This is a genomic window from Streptomyces coeruleorubidus (genome assembly GCF_028885415.1).
GTDB lineage: Bacteria > Actinomycetota > Actinomycetes > Streptomycetales > Streptomycetaceae > Streptomyces > Streptomyces coeruleorubidus_A.
This window is the reverse complement of the sequence record NZ_CP118527.1, coordinates 7,685,047-7,709,153: the sequence shown is the minus strand read 5'-3', so window position 1 is coordinate 7,709,153 and position 24,107 is coordinate 7,685,047. Positions and strand designations below refer to the sequence as shown.

At 71.2% G+C, this 24,107-nt stretch carries 20 protein-coding genes; 12 read left to right on the top strand and 8 right to left on the bottom strand.

What is annotated here, in order from left to right; all coding sequences use genetic code 11:
- Window positions 1-119: 119 nt before the first annotated feature.
- From PV963_RS35645 to PV963_RS35635, 3 genes are read right to left on the bottom strand one after another with little or no spacing between them, the layout of a single operon-like run.
- A complete protein-coding gene (locus PV963_RS35645) occupies window positions 120-941 on the bottom strand; it encodes a carbohydrate ABC transporter permease (RefSeq protein ID WP_274820589.1) in 822 nt (273 codons plus the stop codon).
- Window positions 941-1,966: a carbohydrate ABC transporter permease gene (locus PV963_RS35640; protein ID WP_274820588.1), complete on the bottom strand. Its 1,026-nt coding sequence runs from the start codon at window positions 1,964-1,966 to the stop codon at window positions 941-943. The genes PV963_RS35645 and PV963_RS35640 overlap by 1 nt, the downstream gene beginning before the upstream one ends.
- Window positions 1,963-3,312, bottom strand: a complete 1,350-nt coding sequence (locus tag PV963_RS35635; RefSeq protein WP_274820587.1) for an extracellular solute-binding protein — start codon at window positions 3,310-3,312, stop codon at window positions 1,963-1,965. Before PV963_RS35635 ends, PV963_RS35640 begins: the two co-directional genes overlap by 4 nt.
- Before the next feature lie 1,206 nt (window positions 3,313-4,518).
- On the opposite strand from PV963_RS35635, the gene PV963_RS35630 reads away from it, so the two are divergent.
- From PV963_RS35630 to PV963_RS35590, 9 genes are all read left to right on the top strand, one after another.
- Window positions 4,519-5,532, top strand: a complete 1,014-nt coding sequence (locus PV963_RS35630; RefSeq protein ID WP_274820586.1) for a hydroxyacid dehydrogenase — start codon at window positions 4,519-4,521, stop codon at window positions 5,530-5,532.
- 346 nt (window positions 5,533-5,878) lie between these two features.
- The gene (locus tag PV963_RS35625; RefSeq protein WP_274820585.1) at window positions 5,879-6,970 is read left to right on the top strand and encodes a LacI family DNA-binding transcriptional regulator; all 1,092 of its coding nucleotides are present in this window, start codon (window positions 5,879-5,881) and stop codon (window positions 6,968-6,970) included.
- 384 nt (window positions 6,971-7,354) lie between these two features.
- Window positions 7,355-8,692, top strand: coding sequence for an ABC transporter substrate-binding protein (locus PV963_RS35620; RefSeq protein WP_274820584.1), 1,338 nt, complete (start codon window positions 7,355-7,357; stop codon window positions 8,690-8,692).
- Between the two features lie 10 nt (window positions 8,693-8,702).
- On the top strand, window positions 8,703-9,587 hold the full coding sequence (locus PV963_RS35615) for a carbohydrate ABC transporter permease (protein WP_274820583.1): 885 nt from the start codon (window positions 8,703-8,705) through the stop codon (window positions 9,585-9,587).
- A complete protein-coding gene (locus PV963_RS35610) occupies window positions 9,587-10,525 on the top strand; it encodes a carbohydrate ABC transporter permease (RefSeq protein ID WP_274820582.1) in 939 nt (312 codons plus the stop codon). The genes PV963_RS35615 and PV963_RS35610 overlap by 1 nt, the downstream gene beginning before the upstream one ends.
- 106 nt (window positions 10,526-10,631) lie before the next feature.
- Window positions 10,632-12,230 (top strand): glycoside hydrolase family 43 protein, encoded by a 1,599-nt coding sequence (locus PV963_RS35605; protein ID WP_274820581.1) that lies wholly within the window; start codon window positions 10,632-10,634, stop codon window positions 12,228-12,230.
- A 202-nt stretch (window positions 12,231-12,432) separates the two neighbouring features.
- Window positions 12,433-13,476 (top strand): LacI family DNA-binding transcriptional regulator, encoded by a 1,044-nt coding sequence (locus PV963_RS35600; protein ID WP_274820580.1) that lies wholly within the window; start codon window positions 12,433-12,435, stop codon window positions 13,474-13,476.
- A gap of 376 nt (window positions 13,477-13,852) precedes the next feature.
- Entirely contained in the window at window positions 13,853-15,064 is a 1,212-nt protein-coding gene (locus tag PV963_RS35595; protein WP_274820579.1) for a TolB family protein, read from the top strand.
- 314 nt (window positions 15,065-15,378) lie between these two features.
- The gene (locus tag PV963_RS35590) at window positions 15,379-16,401 is read left to right on the top strand and encodes a DUF5954 family protein (RefSeq protein ID WP_274820578.1); all 1,023 of its coding nucleotides are present in this window, start codon (window positions 15,379-15,381) and stop codon (window positions 16,399-16,401) included.
- A gap of 37 nt (window positions 16,402-16,438) precedes the next feature.
- Here the strand turns inward: PV963_RS35590 and PV963_RS35585 are convergent, their stop codons facing one another.
- Together PV963_RS35585 and PV963_RS35580 are read right to left on the bottom strand one after the other, a co-directional pair.
- Window positions 16,439-17,017 carry a hypothetical protein gene (locus PV963_RS35585; protein WP_274820577.1) on the bottom strand — a complete coding sequence of 193 codons (579 nt, stop codon included), beginning with the start codon at window positions 17,015-17,017 and terminating at the stop codon, window positions 16,439-16,441.
- A gap of 98 nt (window positions 17,018-17,115) precedes the next feature.
- Window positions 17,116-17,523: an SRPBCC family protein gene (locus PV963_RS35580; RefSeq protein WP_274820576.1), complete on the bottom strand. Its 408-nt coding sequence runs from the start codon at window positions 17,521-17,523 to the stop codon at window positions 17,116-17,118.
- A gap of 124 nt (window positions 17,524-17,647) precedes the next feature.
- Here PV963_RS35580 and PV963_RS35575 point away from each other — a divergent pair, with 124 nt between their 5' ends.
- Window positions 17,648-18,052: a VOC family protein gene (locus PV963_RS35575; protein ID WP_274820575.1), complete on the top strand. Its 405-nt coding sequence runs from the start codon at window positions 17,648-17,650 to the stop codon at window positions 18,050-18,052.
- Here PV963_RS35575 and PV963_RS35570 read toward each other — a convergent pair.
- Window positions 18,032-18,721 carry a DUF6597 domain-containing transcriptional factor gene (locus PV963_RS35570; protein ID WP_274820574.1) on the bottom strand — a complete coding sequence of 230 codons (690 nt, stop codon included), beginning with the start codon at window positions 18,719-18,721 and terminating at the stop codon, window positions 18,032-18,034. The two genes, PV963_RS35575 and PV963_RS35570, sit on opposite strands and share 21 nt — an antisense overlap.
- Window positions 18,722-18,830: 109 nt before the next feature.
- Entirely contained in the window at window positions 18,831-19,766 is a 936-nt protein-coding gene (locus tag PV963_RS35565) for an AraC family transcriptional regulator (protein ID WP_274820573.1), read from the bottom strand.
- A gap of 81 nt (window positions 19,767-19,847) precedes the next feature.
- On the opposite strand from PV963_RS35565, the gene PV963_RS35560 reads away from it, so the two are divergent.
- The gene (locus PV963_RS35560; RefSeq protein WP_274820572.1) at window positions 19,848-20,693 is read left to right on the top strand and encodes an NmrA family transcriptional regulator; all 846 of its coding nucleotides are present in this window, start codon (window positions 19,848-19,850) and stop codon (window positions 20,691-20,693) included.
- A 411-nt stretch (window positions 20,694-21,104) separates the two neighbouring features.
- Here PV963_RS35560 and PV963_RS35555 read toward each other — a convergent pair whose 3' ends face one another.
- Window positions 21,105-22,271, bottom strand: coding sequence for a YihY/virulence factor BrkB family protein (locus tag PV963_RS35555; RefSeq protein ID WP_274820571.1), 1,167 nt, complete (start codon window positions 22,269-22,271; stop codon window positions 21,105-21,107).
- 108 nt (window positions 22,272-22,379) lie between these two features.
- Between PV963_RS35555 and PV963_RS35550 the strand changes: the two genes are divergently transcribed.
- Window positions 22,380-24,014, top strand: coding sequence for an acyl-CoA dehydrogenase family protein (locus tag PV963_RS35550; RefSeq protein ID WP_274820570.1), 1,635 nt, complete (start codon window positions 22,380-22,382; stop codon window positions 24,012-24,014).
- Window positions 24,015-24,107 lie beyond the last annotated feature (93 nt).

Below are 24,107 nucleotides of genomic sequence, written 5' to 3'. Positions count from 1 at the left end.
GCGGGGCGGTCCACCACCCCACCCTGCGGGTTGTGTCGGTGCCCTGGACGTCGGTCATGTTCGTCGTGCCTTTTCAGGTTGCTCGCAGGAAATTGACGATGTGCCAGTTGCCTGTCGGCTCATTTGAGTCCGGAGGTGGCGATGCCGGAGACGAAGCCGCGCTGCATGATCAGGAAGAGCACGAGCACCGGGATCACGTACATCACGGCGCCTGCGGCGACGAGGTTGGACATCGGCATGCCCTGTGCGTTGACGTAGCCGTTGGCGAGCTTGACCGTGAGGGTGGTGTGCGCGTCGTCCAGCAGCAGCGCGGGGCCGATGTAGTCGCCCCATGACCAGCTGAAGGACAGGATCAGGCTGGTGGCGATGACCGGCCACGACTGCGGCAGGAAGATCCGCAGGAAGATCCGGAAGGTACCGCAGCCGTCGACGATCGCCGCCTCCTCCAGTTCCTTCGGCATGTTGCTGAAGAACTGCCGGAACAGGAAGATCAGGAACGGTGCGCCGGACAGCCCCCACAGCACCCACGGCATATAGGTGTTCAGCAGGTGGAGCTCGGCGAACATCAGATAGGTCGGGATGAGGGTGATGACCTGCGGCAGCATCATCGTCGACAGCAGCACCGCGAAGATCACCCGCTTGCCCGGGGCGGTCAGCCGGGCGAAGCCGAATCCGGCCCAGGCCGAGGCGAGGGTGACCAGAACGGCGTAGATGCCGGCGATCGTCAGGGAGTTGCGCGCATAGCCGAGGTAGTCGAACGTGGTCAGCGCCTGCCGGAAATTGTCCAGGTTCGGGTGGTGCGGCCACCAGTGGATGGGCATGACCCGCAGTTCCGACGCGTCCTTGAGAGCGGTGATCGCGAGCCAGCCGAAAGGGCTGAGGAAGAGGACGAGCAGTGCCACAAGGAGCATGTAGACGGCGTTGCGCCGGGCGAACACCATTACGCGTCTCCCATCGTGCGGGGCTTGTCCTTCGCCGGCTCCGCTTCCACCGTGTAGAAGACGGCGCCCTTGCTCACCTTGAACACCAGGAAGGTGATGACGACGATGAACGCGAAGAGCACCCACAGCATCGCTGAGGCATAGCCGTAACGTCCGTTGGCGAAGTACTGGGCGAAAACGTTGATCATGTAGAAGTAGTTGCTCTCGGGGACGGACGTCACCCCCGCCGGGGTGGGGTCGAGTGCGATCAGCAGCGGCGCGAAGCTCTGCAGCGCTCCGATGATCCCGGTGACGACCTGGAAGAAGATCACCGGGGAGAGCAGGGGCAGGGTGATCCGGGTGAAGGACTGCCAGGAACTGGCACCGTCGACCCGCGCCGCTTCCAGAAGTTCCTTGGGGATGTCCTGGAGCCCGGCGAGCGAGATGATCATGATGTTGCCGACACCCCACATCGTCAGGGTGATCAGCACCCAGCGGGCGTAGGGGTCGATCAGCCAGGGAACGCCGTTGATGTTGAGGACGTCCAGGACGCCGTTGGCGGCCCCCGAGTCCCGGTCGAAGATCAGCTTGAAGGTGAGCGCCGCGCCGACCGGCGGTACGACCGCGGGCAGGTACAGCAGGGTGCGGAACAGGCCACGGGAGCGGATCGGCTGGTTGACCAGGACCGCCAGCATCAGCCCGGCCACGATCGACAGCGGCACGGTGATGCCGGTGAACAGCGCGGTCCGGCCGAGGGAGGCCATGGTGTCCGGGTCGGAGAAGACCTCCTTGTAGTTCGCCAGACCGACGAAGCTGGTGCGCCGGGAGAGTCCGTCGGAGTTGGTGAAGCTCAGCCACAGCGCGTACAGGAGCGGGTAGGCCGTCAGCCCCAGGAATCCCAGCACCCACGGGCCGGTGAACGCGTAGAACGCCCATGCCCTGCGCTTGCTGAGGGACAGTCGTCTGCGTGCCGGGCGGGCGGCCGCCCCCGGGGACGGGGACGGCACGGCCCGGGCGGTGTCTCCGGTGAGCTGACCGGTACTCACCCCACCAGCTCCTTGCCCGCGGCGATCGCGTCGTTCATCTGCGAGTTCAGCGCGTCCGCGACCTTCCCGGCGGAGGTCCCGGACTTGACCGCACCCGGCAGCACCTTGTTGATCACCGCGTCCAGGGCGGTCGTCTGGGCGTACGGGGTGACGGTCATCATCTGGAAGTACGGGAGCTCCTGCTGCTGGACGGCGTAGGACTGCTTCTGGAACGGCTGCGCCTTCGGCATCATCGGGCGCAGCGACTTCAGGGCCGGGATGCCCCAGCCGCTGCTGGCCCGGTCCTTGGCCGGCTGGCCTGCGAAGTACCACTCGAAGAACTTCCAGGCGGCGTCCTTGTTCTTGGCGCCCTCGGGGATCCAGTAGCCGGTGGCACCGAAGGTGGGGCTGATGCGGTGGCCGCCCATCTGTGGGGCGGGCGCGAACCGTGACACATCGGCGAGCTTGGGGTCGCCGCCGATCACCCCGCCGAACCAGTAGCCGTCGCCGGCCATCGCCATCCGCCCGGCCTGGTAGGTGGGCCCGTCCCAGCCGTCCGGGTTCGGGTTGGCGGGGCTCGGGCCGATGTTGGCCTTGGCGTACTCCAGGTACCAGCTCAGTCCCTTCATCGCCTCGGGCGAGGAGAAGTCGACGGAGGCGAGGTCATCGGCGAACAGCTTGCCGCCGGCCGAGGCGGTCAGGTGCATGAACGTGGGCAAGGTGCCCCCGGCGCTCAGCCCGTACACCTTCACCTTGCCGAGCCGGCGTTTGACCAGCCGCTTGCCGAGGTCCAGCCACTCGTCGTAGGAGAGCGGCTCGGTGTCGCTGGGTTGGTCCAGCTTCGCGGCGTCGAACATGTCGGTGCGGTACCAAAACATCCCATCCTGGGAGTAATCCTTCGTCATGCCGTAGCGCGGGCCCGCCCCTTGCTTCTCTCCATCGAAGCGCCAGAGGTCGTTGACCGGGTCGAGGTCGGAGATCTTGAGGACCGAACTCTCGGCGAAGTAGGGGTCCAGGTCGGCCATCAGGCCGCGGGCGGCGAAGTACGGCGTGTCCAGCGCACCGAAGCCGCGCACCACGTCCGGCGGGTTCTTGCTGGCCAGCATGGCGTTGAGCTTGGTCTGGTCGAAGGCGAGGTAGGTGATCTTCACGCCCAGCACCTGTTCGGCGGCCTGGATGGTCTTCTTGTCCTCGTCCTTGGCCATGACGGTGAGCGTCGACGCGCCCTTCTTGGTGCCGGAGCCGGAGCCGGAGCCGTCGTCGACGGAGGCGGCACATCCGGGCAGTGCCGCGGCGGCGAGCGTGACACCGGCGGTGGTGGCGAGGAAGTCACGCCGTCCGAGGGCGCTTCTGGCGGGAACGGACATGGTCGTGAACCTTTCATACAGGTGACAGCGGGGCTGCGAGGCTGATCGAGGGCCGATGTACGGCGGGAATTCCGATGCGGAGATCTGCGGGGAACTCCGCCCGGGCAAGGCAGGAGTGAGGCGCCGGCTCGCCCGGTGAGGCGCACGGGAGCGTGCCGGGGTACAGCCGAGTGGCCGACAGGCCGACGGGGCAGTCGTGACGCGGCCTCACGGACGGCCCTATGAGGACGCCGAGGCACGGGGACGCAGAGCGGCTTCGGGTGGTCGCCGTGCGGACGATGTCCGGACCGGGGGCGGGTCTCGCCGGGGTCGGCTCCGGGGGCAGGCATCTGTTCGTCGCGGGGGGCCTGGTTCCGCCGCCCTGGGGGCGTGGTGCGCGGGACGCGTCCCGGTGGAGGTTGCCCCTGGCCCTGTACGGCGCCGCCCCGGTGGGGCGGTCGTTGTTGCCGCCGTACGCGGCCAGGAGCGGATGTCCGCGCCGTCGCGCGGAGCGGGTTCAGAGGGCGTGAAGCTTGCCGGGAAGTGACTCCGGCTGCGGCCCGCGTCGTGATCGCGCCGAGCCCAGGCGGCGGCTCGGGGAAGCACCGGCATCTGGGTGCATGAACGCACCACCTCCTTGCTTTTCCTGGCTTGCGACAGCAACCGGTTGTTGTTCGTGCGGCAGAGCTTCTTGCCGTCGGGATGGCGAGTCAAGAGCCTTGACGTATTTTCGAGAAGACTGTGTAACCTCGGTGTCATCAGCCAGAGCGCCGATGAGTCCTGTTTCCGGTCGCCGCGAACAAGGCGCCGATGGGTGACCGGACCGCCTGACCAGGGGCGGCCCGGAGCTCGCCTCGGCAACAAGCCTGGGAACCGGTTGTCGAAGCGGTCATCCGGTACTCAGGTGTCGACGGCGGCACAGTCGGTCTCCACCGTCGCGCACTGAAACACTAGTAATCGATTTCCATAACGTGCTCGTCTCCTGGCGCCCCCGAGGGGTGTCGACTCCGGCCCGCCCCTCACAGCCACGCACCCTCTACGCCGCCGTCTTCACCCTCCCTCTGCCTGTTCGTTCACGTCACGACGTGGGAAAAACAGGGCCCTTTGCCCGGAGAAGCGGCGCCGCCCGGCCGTCACCCGGGCCCTGCCGATTGACCGCTGCTTCCCGGTAGATCTACGGTAGAAGACGCTTTCTGAAACCGTTTCCTCCTCTGCTCCAGGAGAGTCATGCCCAGCCCTCAGCTGCCGCGGGCCGTGTTCGCGATGGACCCGGTACACCTCCCGCTGCTCTTTCCTCCGCCGCTGATGGAGCGGCTGAGGCGCACGGCCGACATCGATCCCGGGTTGGTCGTACAGGACTTCACCGATCCGGCCGCGGCCGGTGCCCTGGCCTGTGCCGAGGTGCTGATCACCGGCTGGGGCTGCCCGCATCTGGACGCCGGTGCCCTCGCGGCGGCCCCGAAGCTGGACGCCGTCCTGCACGCGGCCGGCTCCGTGCGCTCCCTGGTCGGGGACGCCCTGTGGGAGCGCGGCGTGAAGGTCTCCAGCGCGGTGACGGGCAACGCCGTGCCCGTCGCGGAGTACACGCTCGCGATGATCCTGCTCGTGGGCAAGGACGCCTTCGACCACCGCGAGCGCTTCCGCCGCACGCACGCCTACCCGGGCCCCGCTCAGACCGCGGCGACCGGCAACCTCGGCCGCCGGGTCGGTGTCATCGGCGCGTCCCGGGTGGGCCGCCGGCTGCTGGAGCTGCTTCGGCCGTTCGACCTCACCGTCCTCCTGCACGACCCGTACGTGATCCCGGCCGAGGCCGCCGCCCTCGGTGCCGAGTCGCTGTCGCTGGAGGACCTGCTCAGACACAGCGACATCGTGAGTCTGCACGCCCCCGACATCCCCGAGACCCACCACATGCTCGACCGTGGTCGGCTCGCCCTGGTGCGGGACGGCGGCGTGCTCATCAACACCGCCCGTGGCGCGCTGGTCGACCACGCGGCGCTCGCCGACGAACTGGTCTCCGGCCGGCTCAGCGCGGTCCTCGACGTCACGGACCCGGAGCCGCTGCCTGTCGATTCCCCGCTGTACAACCTGCCCAACGTGTTCCTCACCCCGCACATCGCCGGCTCACTGGGCAACGAACTGGAGCGGCTCGGCCGCATCGTCGTCGAGGAACTGGAGCGCCTGGCGGCGGGCCGGCCGCCGGTCCACGAGGTGCGGCACGCGGATCTCGCGCGGGTGGCGTGACGGGTCGGGGGGCAGGCCGCCGGGACCGCCGGCGCGCCCGGCCCGCGTCACGGCGGCACGCCCGGTTCGTCACAGCGGCGCGTCCGGTCCTCGTCACGGCGGCGCGTCGGCCCTCGCCGCAGCGGCGCGTCCGGGCCGCACCACAGCCGCGCGCCGACCCGCGTCACGGCAGCGCGCCCAGCCCGCACCACGGCGGCACGCCCTGCCCGCGTCACGTCGCGGGCAGCCCTTAGGCCCGCCGTCCACAAGCCGTCCAGCCTGGAGTAACGATGGGATACGGTTTCCGCACGGGTGGGGGCACAGCCCCGGCGCCGGATCGAGCCACGACGGTGAAGGAGCCGCAAGGGTGAGTCAGCGCAAAGCGACGAGCGACGCCGGACGGGCGACCATTCGTGATGTCGCGGAGCGAGCCGGCGTCTCCGTGGCCAGCGTCTCGCGGGTGCTGTCCGGCAACTACCCGGTCTCGGAGGAGCTGCGCCGCAGGGTGATGAAGGTGGTCCGGGACCTGGACTACGTCACCAACGCCCATGCCCGTTCGCTCGCCGGCGGCGGCACACCGACGGTGGCGATCCTCATCAACAACATCACCGGCGCCGCGTTCGCGCATGTCGCGAAGGGCGTCGAGGGCGCCGCCACCCTGCGCGGCTGGCTCTCGCTGGTCGGCACGACCGGCGACGACCCGGAGCGGGAGCTCGCACTGGTGAACCTCATGCGCCAGCAGGGCGTCGCCGCGGTGATACTGCTCGGCGGGGCCTACGACTACGGCGAGTACCAGCTGCGCATGGCGCGCTTCGCCCGCTCCCTGGACGCGGCCGGCTCGCACCTGGTCCTGGTGGGCAGGCCCCCGCTAGAGGGCGACGTCCCGGCGACGACCGTCGACTACGACAACGAGGGCGGGGCCTACGCGATGGCCAGCCACCTGCTGTCGGCCGGTCACCGGCGCGTCCTGGTTCTGCCGGGGCATGCCGAACTGACTACCGCGCAGGGCCGGTTGAGGGGAGCACAGCGGGCCTTCGAGGCGTACGGTGTGCCGTTCGACCCGGGTATGGTCCGGCACGGCCCGTACGACTACGAGCACGGGTACGAGGCCGTCGAGGTGGCCTTGCACGACACGCCGGACTTCACGGCCGTGCTCGCGGGGACGGACGTGGTCGCGGCGGGCGCCATGCAGGCCCTGCGCGCGGCGGGCCTGAAGGTGCCCGAGGACGTCTCGATCGTCGGCTACGACGACATCCCGCTCGCGTCCCAGCTCACACCCCAACTGACCACCGTGCACGTGCCGTACGAGGAGATGGGTCGCGTCGCGCTGCGTGCGGTGGCCGACCGGCGTGAGGGCGGCGCGGGGCGCCGCAAGAGTGCCGACGGCGACCATCTGGTGCTGGGCACGCATGTCGTGGTCCGGAACTCGGTGCGGCCGCCGGTGAGTCAGCGCAGATAACGCGCAGAGTTCGTTACGTAACCGGTTTCCAGCGGCTTTGCGGCCCGTTCGAGGTTTCGTCGGCGTGCCCGCCGAGGCCTGGACCGGCGTGTCCGAACACCGCATTGACCTGCGCGTATACCAGTCCACACGTGACCGTCCGGCGCAGGTCCGCAGATAACCCGGCGGACAATCCGCGGTAACAAATTGCCGCGCACCTCTTGCTAAGAGCCGAGCTTGCTGCCTACGGTCCCAGCAACCGCTTACTACAGCTTCTTCTTACGCTTGGCCGAACCCCCTGCAACCGCGAGCCGACGGTTTCCGGCCGCCGTTCCTGGCCAGCACAACCGAGCCGCTGTCGTCCTCTCGTTCTGAGAACGCCCTATTCCGAAGGATCACGGTCAGATGAACATCACCAGCCCCCGGAGAAGGTTCGCCTCCGCCGCTGTCGCGGGTATCGCGCTGACAGGTCTCCTCTCCGCCTGCGGCGGATCCGGCTCGGGCGACGACGCCGCGTCGAAGTCCGGGCCGGTCACCCTCCCCTTCTGGGGCTGGGCCAACGGCCAGGAGGCGGTCGTCAAGGCGTTCAACGCCTCGCACAAGGACGTCCAGCTGAAGTACACCAAGGTCACCGACCAGCTGACCATGCAGAAGCAGCTGACCAACGCGGTCAAGGCCGGCAACGCGCCCTGCCTGCTGCAGAACACCGGCGAGTACGTGACGAGCTGGGTCTCGCAGGGCGCGCTCGCCGACATCACCCAGTACGTCGAGTCCAGCAAGGACAAGTTCAACCCCGGCGCCTGGGCGGTCGGCCAGGTCCAGGGCAAGATCTACGGCGTTCCCACCGCCTCGGCGCCCGCCTTCACCATCTACCGCACCGACCTCTTCAAGAAGTACGGCCTGAAGGCGCCCAAGACCTGGGACGAGTTCATCGCCGCGGGCAAGGTGCTGAAGAAGCACGACATCAAGCTCACCAACTACGCCGGTGAGGACCCGAGCACCCTGGAGGTGCTCGCCATGCAGGCCGGGGCGAACTGGTACAGCGTCGACGGCGACTCCTGGAAGGTGGACTTCCAGGACGAGGGCAGCCTGAAGGCCGCGAAGGTGATCCAGGAGATCATCGACAACGACCTCAACTCCAAGCTCTCCTTCGCCGACTACGCGGCCGTACAGCGCAACTACGACAACGGCGGCACCGCGACCCGGCAGATCTCCACCTGGCAGATGTCCGGCATGGTGCAGAACTTCACCAAGTCCTTCGGCGACTGGGCGCTCGCCCCCTGGCCCACCTTCCAGGGCGAGGCCGCCCAGACGCCGGCCGGCACCAATCAGAGCGGCAACCTGACGCTGGTCAGCGAGCAGTGCAAGAACAAGAAGCAGGCCGCCGAGGCGGCGCTGTGGATGTCCACCGACACCGGTGCGGTCAAGACCATGGCGAGCCCGGAGACCGGCAGCGGTGTGATGCCGGCGCTGGCCGACAGCGAGTCGTACGTCTCCGACGCGATCTCCGAGAAGCTGCTCGGCAAGAACTACGAGCCGGCCAAGGCGATCGTGACGGACAGCCTGGGCACCGTCCGGACCGGCTGGAACTTCGGCCCGAACTGGACCGCGATGTTCACGGAGATGCAGGACGAGTGGGCCAAGGTCGTCAGCAAGGAGCAGAAGGTCACCGACCTCCTCGCGCACATGCAGGAGTGGACGGTCAACGACCTGAAGCAGCGCGGCATCAGCGTCAAGGGCTGAGGCGTACCTGATGATTCGCTCCCAGCGCTGGAAGGGTGCCGCGTTCACGGTGCCCTTCCAGCTCGGCTTCGTCTTCCTCTATCTGCTTCCGATCGGCTACGCCGTCTACCAGTCGCTGTTCCTGGAGAAGCAGTCCGGGCTGGGGCTCGGCGGCGCGACCACGGAGTTCGTCGGGCTGGAGAACTACGGCAAGGGCCTGAGCGACTCGGCGTTCATGACCTCCATCCTGCGGGTGGTGCTGTTCGCCTGTGTCCAGATCCCGTTCATGCTGCTCATCAGCCTGGTGCTGGCGCTCTTCCTGGACGCGGTCACCTCGAAGGTGGCCGGCCGGTTCCGGATCCTGCTGCTGGTCCCGTACATGATCCCGGGCGTGGTCGCGGCCATCGTGTGGATCAACCTGTACAGCCCGGACGTGGGCCCCCTGACCCCCATCGGCGACCTGTTCGGGTTCGACTGGAACTTCTTCGCGCCCTCGATGGTGTGGCCGGCCATCGGCAACCTGCTGACCTGGCACGGCATCGGCTACAACATGGTGATCATCTACGCGGCGCTCCAGGGCGTGCCCCGCGAGCTGTTCGAGGCCGCGCGGCTGGACGGCGCGTCGGAGCTGAGGATCGCCCTGAGCATCAAGGTCCCGTTCGTGCGCGGCGCGCTCGTCCTGACCGCTCTGCTGTCGATCATCCAGATGCTGCAGATCTTCAACGAGCCCGCGCTGTTCAGGAACGTGACCCCGCAGACGGTCAGCGACAGCTTCACCCCGATCATGATCATCTACAACCAGGCGTTCAACGCCGCCAACTACCACTACGCCGCCGCCCTGTCGGTGCTGCTCGCGCTGATCCTCGGCGTCGCGTCCTTCCTCTTCTACCGGCTGACCTCGAGGGCGGCGGACTGATGGCGCTGACAGAAAACCGCAAGGAAAACGGCACGGAAACGGCTGCCGTGCCACCCCGCGGGGGTGCCGTGCGACGGATCACCCGCCCGGACCCGGCCGCTCGTTCCCGGGGCGGCCAGCGCTTTCTCCTGGTAGGCCTGGTCCTGGCCAGCGCCTACAGCCTGTTCCCGGTGTACTGGCTGCTGGTCGCCGCGACCAAGGACCGGGTGGGGCTGTACCAGAGCAACGGCCTGTGGTTCTCCGACTTCCACCTGTGGGAGAACCTGCACCAGGTGTTCACGTACGAGGGCGGCATCTTCCTGCGCTGGACCGCCAACTCGTTCCTCTACGCGGGGGTCGGCTCCCTCGGCGGCACGCTCATCGCCCTCGCCACGGGCTACGGGCTGGCCCGCTTCGAGTTCCCCGGGCGGGGCGTGGTGTTCGCGGCGGTGGTCGGCTCGTTCCTGATCCCGATCGCCCTGCTCACCCTGCCGCTGTATCTGCTGTTCTCGGCGATCGGTCTGGTGGACACGCCGTGGGCGATGCTGATCCCCTGCCTGATCAACCCGTTCAGCGTGTACCTGGCAAAGGTGTACACCGAGGCCACGGTCCCGTTCGAACTCCTCGAGGCGGCCCGTATCGACGGCGCCGGTGAACTGCGCATCTTCTTCAGCATCGTGCTGCGGATGATGACCACGGGCGGCGCGACGGTCTTCCTGCTCGCCTTCGTCAACACCTGGAACGCCTTCTTCCTCCCCCTGACCATGCTGCGCGGCGAGGAGAACTGGACGCTCAACCTGGGCCTGTACAACTGGACCGGCAAGCGCCTGGAGTCGGGCATCGACGTGACCAGCCTCGTCCTGACGGGCGCGCTGCTGTCCATCATCCCGATGGCGATCATGATGGTCGCGATGCGCCGCTACTGGCGGTCGGGCGTGACGCTCGGCGCCCTCAAGTGATCGGCGCCCTCAAGTGATCTCCCCCGCCTCTCCCTGACTCCCGGGGGCCGCAGGTGACCCTGACTCCCCGCGGCCCCCGGGTGCCCACCCCTCCCGGAGCCCTCACGTGACCGTCCTGCACAACCCCGTCCTGCGCGGCTTCGCCCCCGACCCCTCCCTGATCCGGGTCGGCGACTGGTACTACGTGGCGACCAGCTCCTTCGAGTGGTTCCCGACGATCCCGGTCCACCGCTCCCGCGACCTGGCCCACTGGGAGTACGCGGGGCACGTCCGGGGCGCGGCGCCCGGCGGCTCGCTGGCCGGAGTGCCCGACTCCGGGGGCATCTGGGCACCGTCGCTGAGCTGGGACGGGGAACGGTTCTGGGTGACGTACACCGTCGTGCGCTCGGTCGGCACGCCGTACTTCGACCTGGACACGTACGTCTCGACGGCCACCGAGGTGAGCGGCGAATGGAGCGCGCCGCGCCGGGTCGCGAGCCACGGCTTCGACCCGGCCCTGTTCCACGAGGACGGCAGGCTGTGGCTGCTGAACCTGCAGAACGACCACCGGCCGGGAGGGCAGCGGTTCGCCGGGATCGTCGTCACGGAGCTGGACCGGGACACGCTCGCCCCCGTCGGGCGGACACGTCTGCTGCTCCAGCACGACCGGCTGATCGAGGGGCCGAAGCTGCTGCGGCGCGACGGCTGGTACTACCTCGTCCTCGCGGAGGGCGGCACGGGCTGGGAGCACGGGGTGCGGGTGGCCCGCAGCCGGGAGCTGACGGGGCCGTACGAACTCGACGAACGGTCCTTGCTGACCACCCGCGACGACCCGGACGTGCCGTTGCAGAAGGCCGGGCACGGCGAGCTGGTCGAGACGCCGGACGGGCAGTGGCTGCTCAGTCATCTGACGGCCCGCCCGCTGCACACGCCGCAGGGCCGCCGCTGCCCGCTCGGCCGCGAGACCGCGATCCAGGCGGTCACCTGGGACGCGGAGGGCTGGCCCCGGCTGCGGCAGGGCGGCCGGCGCCCGGCGGTGGACGTCGACGTACCGACGCGGCCGCACCCGCTGCCTCCCGCCGCCCCGGCCGAGGGCTTGTCCTGGCCGTGGAGCTCCCTGCGCGAGGCGCCGGACCCGTCCTGGGCCGACACGACGGCCCGGCCCGGCTGGATCCGGCTGCGCGGCCGGCACGGGCCCGAGTCCCGCTGGGCGAGCAGCCTGCTGGCCCAGCGCATCACCGAGCACCGCGCTCAGGCCGAGGTCACCGTCGAGGCGCGGCCGGTCACCTTCACCCAGGCCGCCGGGCTGGTGCTCTGGTACAACCCCGAGGCGTATCTCAGCCTGGACCTGACCTGGGCGGAGCCCGAGGGCGAGCCGCAGCGCGGACAGCAGTGGCGGGACACACCCGGAGCGGGTGGCCGTACGGTGCTCAGTCTCGTGGAGCGCGACGAGGAGGGCGTCCGGCAGGTCGCCGTCGTGGAGGTGCCGGGGGAGGCGGCCGTGACGCTGGGGGTGACGATCGAGGGAGCCGAGGCGCGCTTCTGGCACGTACGGGACGGGACGCGAACGGCGATCGGCCCGGTCCTGGACTTCAGCCGGCTGTCCGACGACCACGGTTCCCGGCTGCGGTTCACCGGTGCGATGGCGGGCGTCCACGCCCGGGACCTCGTGGACGCGGCGTTCACGGCGGACTTCAGGGGGTTCCGGCTGACCTGTTCCGGCTGACCTGCGCCCCCGGCTGAGCGCGTTGTTCGGGGTTTCGAAAGTTTTGACCGGCGAGAACCCGTGAATTCACTTGTCTTCCCGCCGTCCTGCGCCGCACCTAGAGTAGGAAGCGCTTTCTGTCGGCTCGGACTCCGGACCGCGGTGAGCAGCGCTGGTCGAAACTTTCCACGGCCCTCGGGCGGGCCGGAGAGGTGGGTTCCCGATGGTCCGTACGGCGAGTGCGAGCGTGGCGGCAGGTCCGACGCTGGCGGTCGTGGCGCGCGAGGCGGGGGTGTCGGTGCCGACCGCGTCGAAGGTGGTCAACGGCCGGGAGGACGTGGCGCCCGAGACCCGCCGCCGCGTCACCGAGGCGCTCGACCGGCTCGGCTATGTGCGCAGACCCCGGTTCGACGCGACGAAGGCGCCCCGGCTGGTCGACCTGGTCGTGCACTCACTGGAGAGCTCCTGGTCGGGCGCCGTGCTGCACGGGGTGGAGGAGGCGGCGCACGACGCGGGCCTCGAGGTCGTGGTGTCGGCGGCCCTGACCCGTACCCGGGCCGGGCGCCCGGAGCGCGGCTGGCTGGACAAGCTGGTCGCCCGGGGCTCCTCCGGGGTCCTGTTCAACCTGGCCGAGCTGAGCGATTCCCAGTACGCCTGGCTGGAGCAGCACCGCATCCCGTTCGTGATGATCGACCCGGTCCAGGAACCGCCGGAGGGCGTGGCGTCGGTGGGCGCGGCGAACTGGCAGGGCGGCCTGACGGCCACGGAGCATCTGCTCTCCCTGGGCCACGAGCGCATCGCCGTCATCGCCGGTCACCGGCGCACGATGTGCAGCAGCGCCCGGGTCGCCGGTTACCGCTCGGCGCTCGCGTCGGCCGGGCTCCGGCACCGCGCCGAGTACGTCCGGCACGCCGGCTTCGACGAGAGCCAGGCCCGCCGCCGCATGCTGGAACTGCTCGACCTGCCCGAGCCGCCGACGGCCGTCTTCGTCTGCTCGGACCGGATGGCGCTGGGGGTGTACGAGGCCTTGGCCGAGCGGGGGTTGAGGGTCCCGGACGACGTCAGCGTGGTGGGCTTCGACGACCTGCCCGAGGCACGCTGGGCCTCCCCCGCGCTGACCACGGTCCGCCAGCCGCTGTCGGAGATGGCCGCGACGGCGCTGCGCTCGCTGCTGCGCCTGATGGACGGCCACCACCCGGAGAGCACGCGAACGGAGTTGTCGACGCGACTGGTGGAACGGTCGAGCACGGCGGCGCCGCGGGTGTAGCGGCGGGGGGCCGTGGGAGCGGGGTGAGGCGGGAGCGGGGCGGGACCGGGAGCGGGGCGGGACCGGCCGTCAGGCGGGCCCGGGACGAGACCGGCCGTCAGGCCGGAGCGGTCACGGGGCAGGAGCGCCCCGGGCGGAAGCGGCCGCGAGGGTGGGAGCGGCGGTGTGGCGGGGCGTGGGGGTGCGGGCGCGGGCAGGCCATCGCACTCGCGGGTGCGGACAGTCGATCGCGGTTTCGGGTTGTACGGAAATGGTCGCATTGACCTGTGCCCGGTGGGGCCGTTGCATGGGTGCGGGCCCTTGCCGCTGGGGCGGGGGGCGTTGCCGACCGGGGGGAATGATGCGTTCTGCGTTACGAGCGGCTGTCGTCGCCGCGATGGCATCGGTGTGCACGGCGGCGCCCGCCGGGCCCGCCGGGGCGTCCGAGCCGAGACCGGGCACGGAGTTCGTCGACGTCACGGCCGACGGCGTCAAGGGCAACGGCGCTTCGGCGTACCCCGTGGTCAGTGCCGACGGCGGGCACGTTGCGTTCCTGTCGTGGGCCACGAACCTGGCACCCGGCGACACCGACAGCGCCGCCGACGTCTATGTGAGGGATCTGCGCACCGGAGACCTGCGCTGGGTCAGCGACGTTCCGGGTGATCAGGAGTTCGGGGAGCCGTCCATCAGCGCGGACGGCTCCCGCGTCGCCTTCGCCGCGCTGGCGCCGAACACCTGGCCGCCGACCCGCGAAGTGCGGCTCCCGGCCTACCTCCACGACACCCGGACAGGCCGCACCGCCCAGGTCGACGAGGGCACCGACCCCGCCTTCGGCCGGGCGGCGACGCCGGTCGTCAGCGGCAATGGGCGGTACGTGGCGTTCACGGCCCGGCCGACGGACAGGTTCGACGACCGGTCACGGCTCTACGTGCGTGACCTCCGGCGCGGCACCACCACGGAGATCGACCACCCGCTGCCCAGCGGCGAACAGCGCCTGGTCTCCCCCACGCTGAGCCACGACGGCAGCCGCGTCGCCTATCACCTGTGGGACGCGGGGACCGATCCCGGCGAGGACGAGGAAGGCGTCCACGTCCTCGACCGGCGGACGGGAGAGCGCACCCGCGCCGACGCCGAGTGCGCGGGAGACCCGGCGGAGAACGGGGTCGGTTCCCCGGTGATCAGCGCCGACGGCCACCATGTCGCCTTCAACTGGAAGTGCCTCACGCTGCCGTCCGGAGGCACCAACGACACCGCGGGCGTCGTCGTACGGGATCTGCTGCGGGGAACGCTGCGGCACGTCCTGGGCCCGCAGCCGCAGTACGGCACGCACAGCGGCCGGCCGAGCGCCGACGCCCGCCGGATCGCCTTCGCCGTGTCCGAATCGGCCCCTGGTCAGCGCCCCCGCCAGGTCGTCTACTGGCGTGACCTGCGCACCGGCCAGGTGGCCATGATCAGCGCCCGCCCCGACGGCACGGCGAACCAGCGGCCCGCGGCCCACCCGACCATCGACGCCCGCGGCCGGGTCGTGGCCTTCGACGGTGAGCGGCTCGACCTCCAGGGCGAGGACGGCTCCAGCGAGCGGCAGGCGTTCGTCACGCGCGTGCGCTGAAGGCGTGCTCGTGCAGTCGCGCACCCCTTACGCGCGCCGCGCGCCCGTACCGCCGTCACCCGTGGGTTCCCCCTGGGGCGGCTCGTCTCAACCGGCACGGCACAGCCTCATGGGTCGGGGGCGGCCGGAGCGAGCTTTCCCGCCGTACGCGGACCGCCCAGGGACGGTTCACGAGCGGGGCGGCGGCGTCCCGCCGGAGAGTGGGACGACCGGGACCCGCGTGGGCCCGGGACCACCGTCTTGCGTTCCCAACAACAGCCTTTGTTGGCTCGTCCGGCCTGATTCGGCTCCCCGTCCGCTACGACAATGCGTGCATGAACGATGACTGGCAGCAACAGATCGACGCTCTCCAGGAGGAGTTGGTCCGCCGTGACGACCCCGCCGCCTGGATGCGGGAGGCCGACGCGATGGACGCCTCGCGGCGCTATCCCGCACTGTCGCTGCGCGGGCCGGTCTTCGGGGTCGCCTTGCAGGATCCGGCGGTGGGGCCGCAATGGCGGCTGCTGAAGCCGGTGACGGACGGCATGGCGCAAGTGGCCCGGGACGGGCTGCACTCACACCTGTGGTTCACGGCGAAGGACGGCACCGACGACCCGGCCGTCCGGCGTGAACTGCTGGCGGCCGTCGCGGTGATGGAGCGCGAGCCGGTGAACGAGGTCGAGGCGTGCGGGGTCCGCTACCGCGTGGTGCGCGGCGACGAGTTCGCCCGCTGCAACGACGACGGACCGGAGCCGCCGCGCCCCACCGACCCGGAGCCGGCACGACGGTCGTGGGACAGGCGGGCCAAGGACACCACGTCGCCGGACGTCGGCTTCGTGCTCGACCCGGCCCGCCCGGACGGCCTGGCGGCGGGCGCGCTGCGGCTGAGGCTGCGCGAGTTCGCGTACACGGGCGCCCGATTCCCCTCCGACGTCCGCGCGGACTCCGAGAAGGCGGTGGCCACGCACCCGGATCCCGTGCTGCTGCCCACCGGTTTCGGCGTGGTCGAGCGCGGCCGTTACGGCTGGCAGCCCTGCGGCGCCCTCATGGCCACGCCGCACGACGCCCGGCGCCTGCTCTACAGCGGCATGTCCGAGATGTGGGCCATGCTGTACCAGTACGACGACACCAAGAAGGCCCGGTACGCGCGCGCCGCCGAGGAGTACAAGGCACTCGACCGCGCCGACGAGTTCCGCTTCGACGACCGCGTGTTCCGCATCTGCCGCGTCGAACGCATGCTGCGCATGGGCCCCGACGGACCGGAGTGCCCGCGACCGTCGGACGTCGACGAGTACGGGCCCATGAAGATGCACCCGACGATGGACGAGGACGGCACGATCCACTACGGGACGGCTTAGGGGGTGTCCGCAAAGCGCTCGGTGCTGCGGCCCGCTCTCAGCCGACGAGGTACTCGATGTCGAGGGAGTCGGAATGTCCGGCCCAGGAAAGGGAGAACGTCCAGCACCCCGGCTTCGGCATGTCGATGAGAGAAGAGCCGGGCCCCCCGGTGACCGAGCGGGTCACCACTTCGTTCGTGCCGGCGAGGACGGCCCTGATGGTCAGCCGGTCGTCAGGCCCTCTGCCGGCGGCCTCCTCCTCGGTGTCCTTGGCCACCCAGAGGATCTTGTTTTCCCGGCCCTTGGCTGTCGGCGCGTGGTACGGGTATCCGAAGAGCACCGCGGCGATTTCGCCCTTGTCGCCGATGATGTGCCGCTGTGACACCTCTCGCGGGAATCCCTTCCGCGCCCACGAGGGAAGGGAGAGCTGCTTCACCGCGGGGCGGCAACTCCCCGCCGCGTTCGGCGCGACGGCGGTGCGAGTGGATTTCGTCGCCTGCGCTTTGTCCGGGTTGCTCTCGCTCCCGCTGCAACCGCTTGCCGTGAGCACCGCGGCAGTCACCAGAGCAATGAGCGCGCCAGGCAGCGCAGAGCCGTCCGGGCGCCGCACGCTCGGCCGACTCAGGTGTGCAGGCATCCCGCGGCTCCGATACAGAACGTTGAATGACAAGTGGTCACTGTTCCACGGGTTCCGAAGGCGGGGAACCTGCTATCCGGCCGGCCCCGGCAGATGTCTCATGTGCGTTCCATCAGCCGCTTGAGGGCGGTGAGGTCGGCGGTCACCGCCTCCGCGTCGCGGCCGAACTCCTCGTCGCTCGTCCAGGGCTGCCGGCGCAGGGTGAACACCACCTCGCAGCCGGGGCCGTCGGCGATCACCCGCATCGGGTTGTGGACGGTCTGCCCCGAGGGCAGCGTGACGTCGTGGTCGAGCACGCCGAAGTCGTTCCCGGGCGTGAAGACCACCACGACCCGTCCCATGGGCGACTCCCCCACCCACCGGCCGTCCACCAGCTCGATGGAACGGGCCAGTCCGGGAGCCCAGCCGGGGACGTTGGCGGGGTTCGAGACGTAGTCGTAGACCTCCTGTGCGGGGCGGTCGATCGAGACGCCGAGGTGCCTGGATCGTCGTGTCGTGGTCGTCATGGCGGCGACGTTACGGGCCTGCCCGGGGGCCGTCTTGAACGGATCGGACACGGATCGGTCACCGTGCCGACCGGTGTCCGATTCCTTCAAGACCGGGCGTCGCGGACCTGCCTACGGTGGGCCCATGACTGCTCGATTCGATGCCATCGGCCTGGTCGTCTCCGACATGGCCGCCTCCGTCGCCTTCTACCGCCGGCTCGGGTTCGCCTTCCCCGAAGGCTCCGAGAGCCAGCCGCACGCCGAGGCCGGACTGCCCGGCGGGCTGCGGCTGATGCTCGACACCGAGGAGACGGTCCGCTCCTTCCTGCCCGAGTGGCAGCCGCCCGCCGGCGGCGGCCGGACCTCGCTGGCCCTGCGCTGCGACGGGCCGGAGGAAGTGGACTCGTTGTACGAGGAGTTGGTGGGCGCCGGGTGCCACGGTGAGCTCAAGCCCTGGGACGCCTTCTGGGGGCAGCGGTACGCCGTCGTGCTCGACCCGGACGGCAACGGGGTGGACCTGTTCGCTCCGCTAGCCGCGGCCGGCGAGTAGCTCCCCCAGCGGCAGGCCCGCCAACTCCCTGACGTCCCGGGCCAGATGGGCCTGGTCGGCGTAGCCGGCCCGGACGGCCGTGTCCGCGAACGGCACACCGTCCCGGGCCAGCGCGAGGGCGCGGCGCAGCCGCAGGATCCGGGCCAGGGTCTTGGGTCCGTAGCCGAAGGCGGTCAGCGAACGGCGGTGCAACTGGCGTGCGCCGAGACCGAGTTCGTCGGCGGTCGCGGCGACAGGGCGGCCCGCGCCGAGAGCGGTCACGACGTGCCGCAGCAGCGGATCCGGCGGATCGGCACCGGCCGCCTGCCGCAGGGCGAGGTCCTCCAGCCCGCTCGCCGGGTCGGAGGCCGCGTTCACCCGTGCGGCCAGTCGCCGTACCTCCGAGGCCGGCCACAGGTCCGCGAGCTCGACGCGACGGTCGCGCAGCTCGTGCGCCGGTACGCCCAGCAGGGCCGGGGCAGTGCCCGGGTAGAAGCGGACGCCGGCCCAGGTGCCGCTCTCGCCGTCGGTGACGAACGCGTGGGTATCGGGCCCGGCGACCAGCAGCCGCCCCTCATGCCACAGCAGGTCCATGCACCCGTCGGGCAGCACACGCGCCGCCCCGTCCCGCTCCGGGGCATTGCTCCACACGACCGCTCCCGCCAGCCGTGACGCCCGCTCCACGTACACGTAGGCCAGGCTACGCCGCGGGCCGCGTACGCGTGCCGCGAGCGGCCCGGGCCGGGCTGCGCCACCGCTGCCGACCAGGTCGGCCAGGGCGGCGCCCCGTCCCCGGCCGCTACGCCGACCGCCCCCGGTACTCCACCGGACTCACCCCGTACACCCGCTTGAACGCCGTCGACAAGGCGAACGCGCTGCCGTACCCCACCCGTCGGGCCACGGCGTCGAGCGTGTCCTCGGAGTCGCGCAGGCGGTCGGCCGCGAGGGCGAGGCGCCAGCCGGTGAGGTACGTCATCGGGGGCTCGCCGACCAGGGCGGTGAAGCGGCGGGCGAGCGCGGCGCGGGACACCCCGGTCTTGGCGGCGAGCGCGGCGATGGTCCACGGGTGGGCGGGGTCGTCCTGGAGCAGGCGCAGGGCGCCGCCGACGACCGGATCGGCGAGGGCCCGGTACCAGGCGGGCGCCTCCGCCTCTGGGCGGGCGAACCACGCGCGCAGCGCGGCGATGACCAGCAGATCCAGCAGACGGTCCAGGACGACCTCCTGGCCCGGCTCGTCCCGGACGATCTCCTCGGAGACGTACGGCGTGAGCGGGCAGTCCCACACGTCGGACGTGAGGGTGAGCAGCGGCGGCAGCGCGTCCAGCAGCCGGCCGCTGATCTCGCCCTGCACTGGGTACGTGCCGATCAGCATCACCGTGGCACCATCGAGCCGGTCGCCCCAGGTGCGCACGCCCAGGTCCATGGAGCCGTTGAGGGGACGTCCGTCGGGGTAGCGGCACTCCTGACGCGGCAGGATCAGCGCCTGCGGTGGCGTACCCGGGTCGTCTGCGCAGGTGTACGAGTCCGGGCCGCGGGCGATGGCGAGGTCCCCGGCCCGCAGCCGTGTCCGCTCGCCCCGGTCGGGCAGGACCCAGGCCTCGCCGCGCGCGACGAGCATCACGGTGAGCGGCGCCCGGTCCTCCACGCGCACCGCCCACGGCGGGTCGAAACACGCCCTGGTCATGAACGCGCCCCGCGCGCGGGGGCCCTCCAGCAACCCGGCGAGTGCGTCCATGGTGCCAGCGTAGACGCGGTCGTATGAGAATGAGCCGTTCAGCGATGGTTCCGGGCGGTGTACGGCAGTTGACTCGACGGCATGACGAACACGACACGGAACACGCAGGGCATGACGGTTGTGGTGACGGGTGCCTCGGGCCGTACGGGGAGCCGGGTGGCCCGGGCGGCGGAGGCCGCCGGGCTCACGGTACGGGCGGCGTCGCGGTCGACCGGTTTCGACTGGTGGGACCGCTCGACCTGGGCGGACACCTTGCGCGGCGCCGACGCGGCCTACCTCGCCTACCCCTCGGACGTCGGCGCGCCGGGCGCCGCCGAGGCGGTGGGGGACCTCGCGCGGGAGGCGGTCGGGCTCGGGGTGCGGCGGCTGGTGCTGCTGTCCGGGCGCGGCGAGGAGCAGGCCCTGCCCACCGAGGAGGCGCTGCACGCCTCGGGGGCGGACTGGACGGTCGTACGGGCCGCGTGGTTCGCGCAGAACTTCAGCGAGGGGCCGCTGGTGGCGGAGTTGCGGGAGCGCGGGGAGCTGGTGTTCCCGGCCGGCGAAGTGCGGGAGCCGTTCCTCGACGTGCGGGACATCGCGGACGTGGTGGTGGCCGCGCTGACGGCGGGCGACCGGTACGTGGGCCGGACACTCACCCTCTCCGGGCCGCGCCTGCTGACCTTCGGCGAGGCGGTCGCGGAGATCGCCGAAGCGACGGGCCGCCCGCTCACCTACCGGGCCGTGTCGACACGGGACTACGGCGAGGCGCTGCTCGGCTTCGGCGTACCGCCGCAGGAGGTCACGGCCCTGACCGAAATCTTCGACACCCTCCTCGACGGCCGCAACGCACACCTCTCGGACGGCGTACGGGAGGTCTTGGGCCGCGCTCCCCGGGACTTCACGGACTTCGTACGGGAGGAGACGGCGGCCGGGACCTGGAAGGTGTGACGCCGACGGCCGCCTGCCGGCGACCGGCGCGGGCCACGGCCAGGCCGGGACACCCGGAGGGCGGGTGACGGTGCGTCGCCTGCCGACGGGCGGCGCGGGCCACGGCCAGGCCGGGACATCCGGAAGGTGGGTGACGGTGCGTCGCCTGCCGACGGGCGGCGCAGGCCCCGGCCAGGCCGGACCCCGGCAGGAGCGAAGACGGCGGGCCGCGGTCAGGCCAGGGCCCGGAAGGTGAGTGACGTCGCATCGCCTGCCGGCAGGCAGCACAGGCCCCGACCAGGCCGGAACCCGGCAGGAGCGAAGACGGCGGGCCGCCCGCCAACGAACGGCGCGGGGCGAGGCCGCGGCCGGGCAGGGCCCGGCGGCGATGCGCCGACCGCGGCCCCGGCCGGCGCGGCGACCGCGCGCCCGTCACTTCTCGGACGGCGGCGGAGCATCCCGGTTGGCCTGGCCCCCGGCGTTGCCGGTGCTCTTCGCGTGGGTGGGCTTCGCGTGCGTGCGCAGCCGGGCCGTGACGTCCTCCGGGGGAAGGAAGCGGGACCAGCGTTCCGGGAACTCGGAGGGCATGTCGGGGTCGGAGCCGCCCGCGGCGGCGGCGCGGGCCACGTACTCGGCGACCTGCGCCTGCCGCAGCCGCTCGTTGGCCTCGCGGGCCGCGGCCGTGGCGGCGGCCGGCCAGACCCGGTCGATGGCGGCGTTGACCGCGGCCCCGACGAGCACGGCGAACGCGGCCACACCGATCCACAGCAGCACGGCGACGGGCGCGGCCAGGGAGCCGTAGATCGTCGGGCCCTCGACCGTGCTGGTCAGGTAGATCCGCAGCAGGAAGCTGCCGAGGACCCACATGCCGAGGGCGACGAGCGCACCGGGCACGTCCTCGATCCAGGGGGAGCGGACGGGGACGGACACGTGGTAGAGCGTGGTCAGGAAGGCGATCGACAGGAGGATGACGACCGGCCAGTACAGGACCTGGACGACCGTCGTCGACCACGGCACGATCCGCACCACCGCGTCCGGCCCGGCCACCATCAGCGGCAGCGCGATCGAGCCGATCAGCAGGGCGACGATGAACAGCACGAAGGCCATCAGGCGGGTCTTGACGATGCCCCGGACGCCGTCGAGGCCGTACATGACGGTGATGGTGTCGATGAAGACGTTCACGGCGCGGGAGCCGGACCACAGGGCGAACAGGAAACCGATGGAGATGATGTCGGGCCGGCCGCCCTTCATCACGTCGTGCAGGATCGGCTCGGCGATCTGCCTGACGCCACGGTCGGACAGCACCGTGCGGGCGGCCTCCAGGATGTTGGCCTGGAGGCTCTCGATGGTGTCGGCGCCGGTCCAGGCGTCGACGTAGCCGAGCAGTCCGATCATGCTCAGCAGCAACGGCGGCACCGACAGCAGCGTGAAGAACGCCGCCTCCGCCGCCAGCCCCAGGATCCGGTACTCGATGCACGAGTTGACGGTGTCCTTGAGCAACAGCCAGGCGGTCCTGCGCTTGGAGACGTTCCGGTAGAGAGCACGCGCCCGGTGGAGGCGCCCGGAGGGTGTGTCGGGGGTTTCACTTGCTGGCTGCACCCCCTAACGGTATCCGTCGCGCCCGACCGCACTCACCCACAGGTGGTCTCCGGCGCCCGGACCCCGCCCCTTGGTGACCAAGGTGCCGCCCCGGGGTACTTTCGCAGCATGGCTGGCAGCACCCACTCCGTGAACAACCAGGTCCCGCCGCTGGTCGGGTACGACGTCTTCTCGGCCGACCGGGCCCTCACGGCGGCGGTCGAACGGCATCTCGATCCCGGCCTGCGCGACGAGGTGCTCGGCGAGCTGTCGGCGCTCGGGCGGACCGCCGGCTCGGCCCAGGTGCAGGAGTGGGGGGCGCAGGCCAACGAGAACCCACCCCGGCTGCGCACCCACGACCGGTACGGGCACCGGATCGACGAGGTCGAGTTCCATCCGTCCTGGCACCGGCTGCTCGGCAAGGGCGTCTCGGCCGGTCTGACCGCGGCCTGGGACCGGCCTGCCGGGCATCTGCGGCGGGCCGCCGCCTTCCTGGTGTGGACGCAGGTCGAGGCCGGCAACGGCTGCCCGCTGTCGATGACGCACGCGGCGGTGCCCGCCCTGCGCACGGACCCGGACCTGGCCGCCGAGTGGGAGCCGCGGCTGACGTCCATGGTCTACGACCGTGAGCTCAGGCCCGCGCACCTCAAGGCGGGGGCGCTGTTCGGGATGGGCATGACGGAGAAGCAGGGCGGCAGCGACGTACGGGCGGGCACGACGTCCGCGCGGCCGCTCGCGGAGGACGGGACGTACGAACTGACCGGGCACAAGTGGTTCTGCTCGGCGCCGATGTCCGACGGTTTCCTGGTGCTGGCGCAGGCGCCGGGCGGCCTCACCTGTTTCCTGGTGCCGCGGGTGCTGGCGGACGGCACGCGCAACGTGTTCCTGCTCCAGCGGCTCAAGGACAAGCTCGGCAACCGGTCGAACGCCTCGGCCGAGGTCGAGTTCGACGGGACCTGGGCGCGCCGGGTCGGCGAGGAGGGGCGCGGGGTGCGCACCATCATCGAGATGGTGGCGGCGACCCGGCTCGACTGTGTGCTGGGCTCGGCGGGGCTGATGCGGCAGGCCGTGGCGCAGGCGGTGCACCACTGCACGTACCGGGAGGCGTTCGGGGGGAAGCTCGTCGACAAGCCGCTGATGCGCAACGTCCTCGCCGATCTCGCCATCGAGTCGGAGGCGGCGACGACGCTGGCGCTGAGGCTCGCGGCGGCCTGCGACGACGGCGGCGAGCAGGAGCGGGCGCTGCTGCGGATCGCGGTGCCGGCGGCCAAGTACTGGGTGACCAAGCGGTGCCCGCCGGTGGCGGTGGAGGCGGCCGAGTGCCTGGGCGGCAACGGCTACGTCGAGGAGTCCGGGATGCCCCGGCTGGTGCGCGAGTCGCCGCTGAACTCCATCTGGGAGGGCGCGGGCAACGTCCAGGCCCTCGACGTGCTGCGGGCGTTGCAGCGGGAGCCGGGGGCGTTCGACGCGTATCTGCGGGAGGTCGGGCAGGCGCGCGGCGCCGATCACCGGCTCGACGGGGCCATCAAGAACCTGCTGACCGAACTCGCCGATCTGGAGGGTGTGGAAGGGCGGGCGCGGCGGCTGGCGGAGCGGCTGGCGCTGGTGCTCCAGGGGTCGCTGCTCGTCCGGTTCGCGCCGCCGCAGGTCGCCGACGCGTTCTGCGCGGCGCGGCTGGGCGGCGACGGGGGCGCGGCGTTCGGGACGCTCCCGCACAGTCTCGATCTGGCGTCGGTGGTGGAGCGGGCCCGGCCGGTGACCTGACCCGGGCACCCGAGAGCGGGGGTGGTGCTGCGCCGACACGGCACCACCCCCGCCGCACTGGCCCGTTCGAGCCACCGAACGCCGCTCGGGACG

Bases quoted from the DNA above. Each gene is read 5' to 3' on its own strand.
- PV963_RS35615 (WP_274820583.1), top strand. From the start codon at position 8,703: ATGATTCGCTCCCAGCGCTGGAAGGGTGCCGCGTTCACGGTGCCCTTC.
- PV963_RS35595 (WP_274820579.1), top strand. From the start codon at position 13,853: ATGGCATCGGTGTGCACGGCGGCGCCCGCCGGGCCCGCCGGGGCGTCC.
- PV963_RS35600 (WP_274820580.1), top strand. From the start codon at position 12,433: ATGGTCCGTACGGCGAGTGCGAGCGTGGCGGCAGGTCCGACGCTGGCG.
- PV963_RS35590 (WP_274820578.1), top strand. From the start codon at position 15,379: ATGAACGATGACTGGCAGCAACAGATCGACGCTCTCCAGGAGGAGTTG.
- PV963_RS35550 (WP_274820570.1), top strand. From the start codon at position 22,380: ATGGCTGGCAGCACCCACTCCGTGAACAACCAGGTCCCGCCGCTGGTC.
- PV963_RS35565 (WP_274820573.1), bottom strand. From the start codon at position 19,766: ATGGACGCACTCGCCGGGTTGCTGGAGGGCCCCCGCGCGCGGGGCGCG.
- PV963_RS35630 (WP_274820586.1), top strand. From the start codon at position 4,519: ATGCCCAGCCCTCAGCTGCCGCGGGCCGTGTTCGCGATGGACCCGGTA.
- PV963_RS35560 (WP_274820572.1), top strand. From the start codon at position 19,848: ATGACGAACACGACACGGAACACGCAGGGCATGACGGTTGTGGTGACG.
- PV963_RS35610 (WP_274820582.1), top strand. From the start codon at position 9,587: ATGGCGCTGACAGAAAACCGCAAGGAAAACGGCACGGAAACGGCTGCC.
- PV963_RS35635 (WP_274820587.1), bottom strand. From the start codon at position 3,312: ATGTCCGTTCCCGCCAGAAGCGCCCTCGGACGGCGTGACTTCCTCGCC.
- PV963_RS35580 (WP_274820576.1), bottom strand. From the start codon at position 17,523: ATGACGACCACGACACGACGATCCAGGCACCTCGGCGTCTCGATCGAC.
- PV963_RS35620 (WP_274820584.1), top strand. From the start codon at position 7,355: ATGAACATCACCAGCCCCCGGAGAAGGTTCGCCTCCGCCGCTGTCGCG.
- PV963_RS35585 (WP_274820577.1), bottom strand. From the start codon at position 17,017: ATGCCTGCACACCTGAGTCGGCCGAGCGTGCGGCGCCCGGACGGCTCT.
- PV963_RS35645 (WP_274820589.1), bottom strand. From the start codon at position 941: ATGGTGTTCGCCCGGCGCAACGCCGTCTACATGCTCCTTGTGGCACTG.
- PV963_RS35575 (WP_274820575.1), top strand. From the start codon at position 17,648: ATGACTGCTCGATTCGATGCCATCGGCCTGGTCGTCTCCGACATGGCC.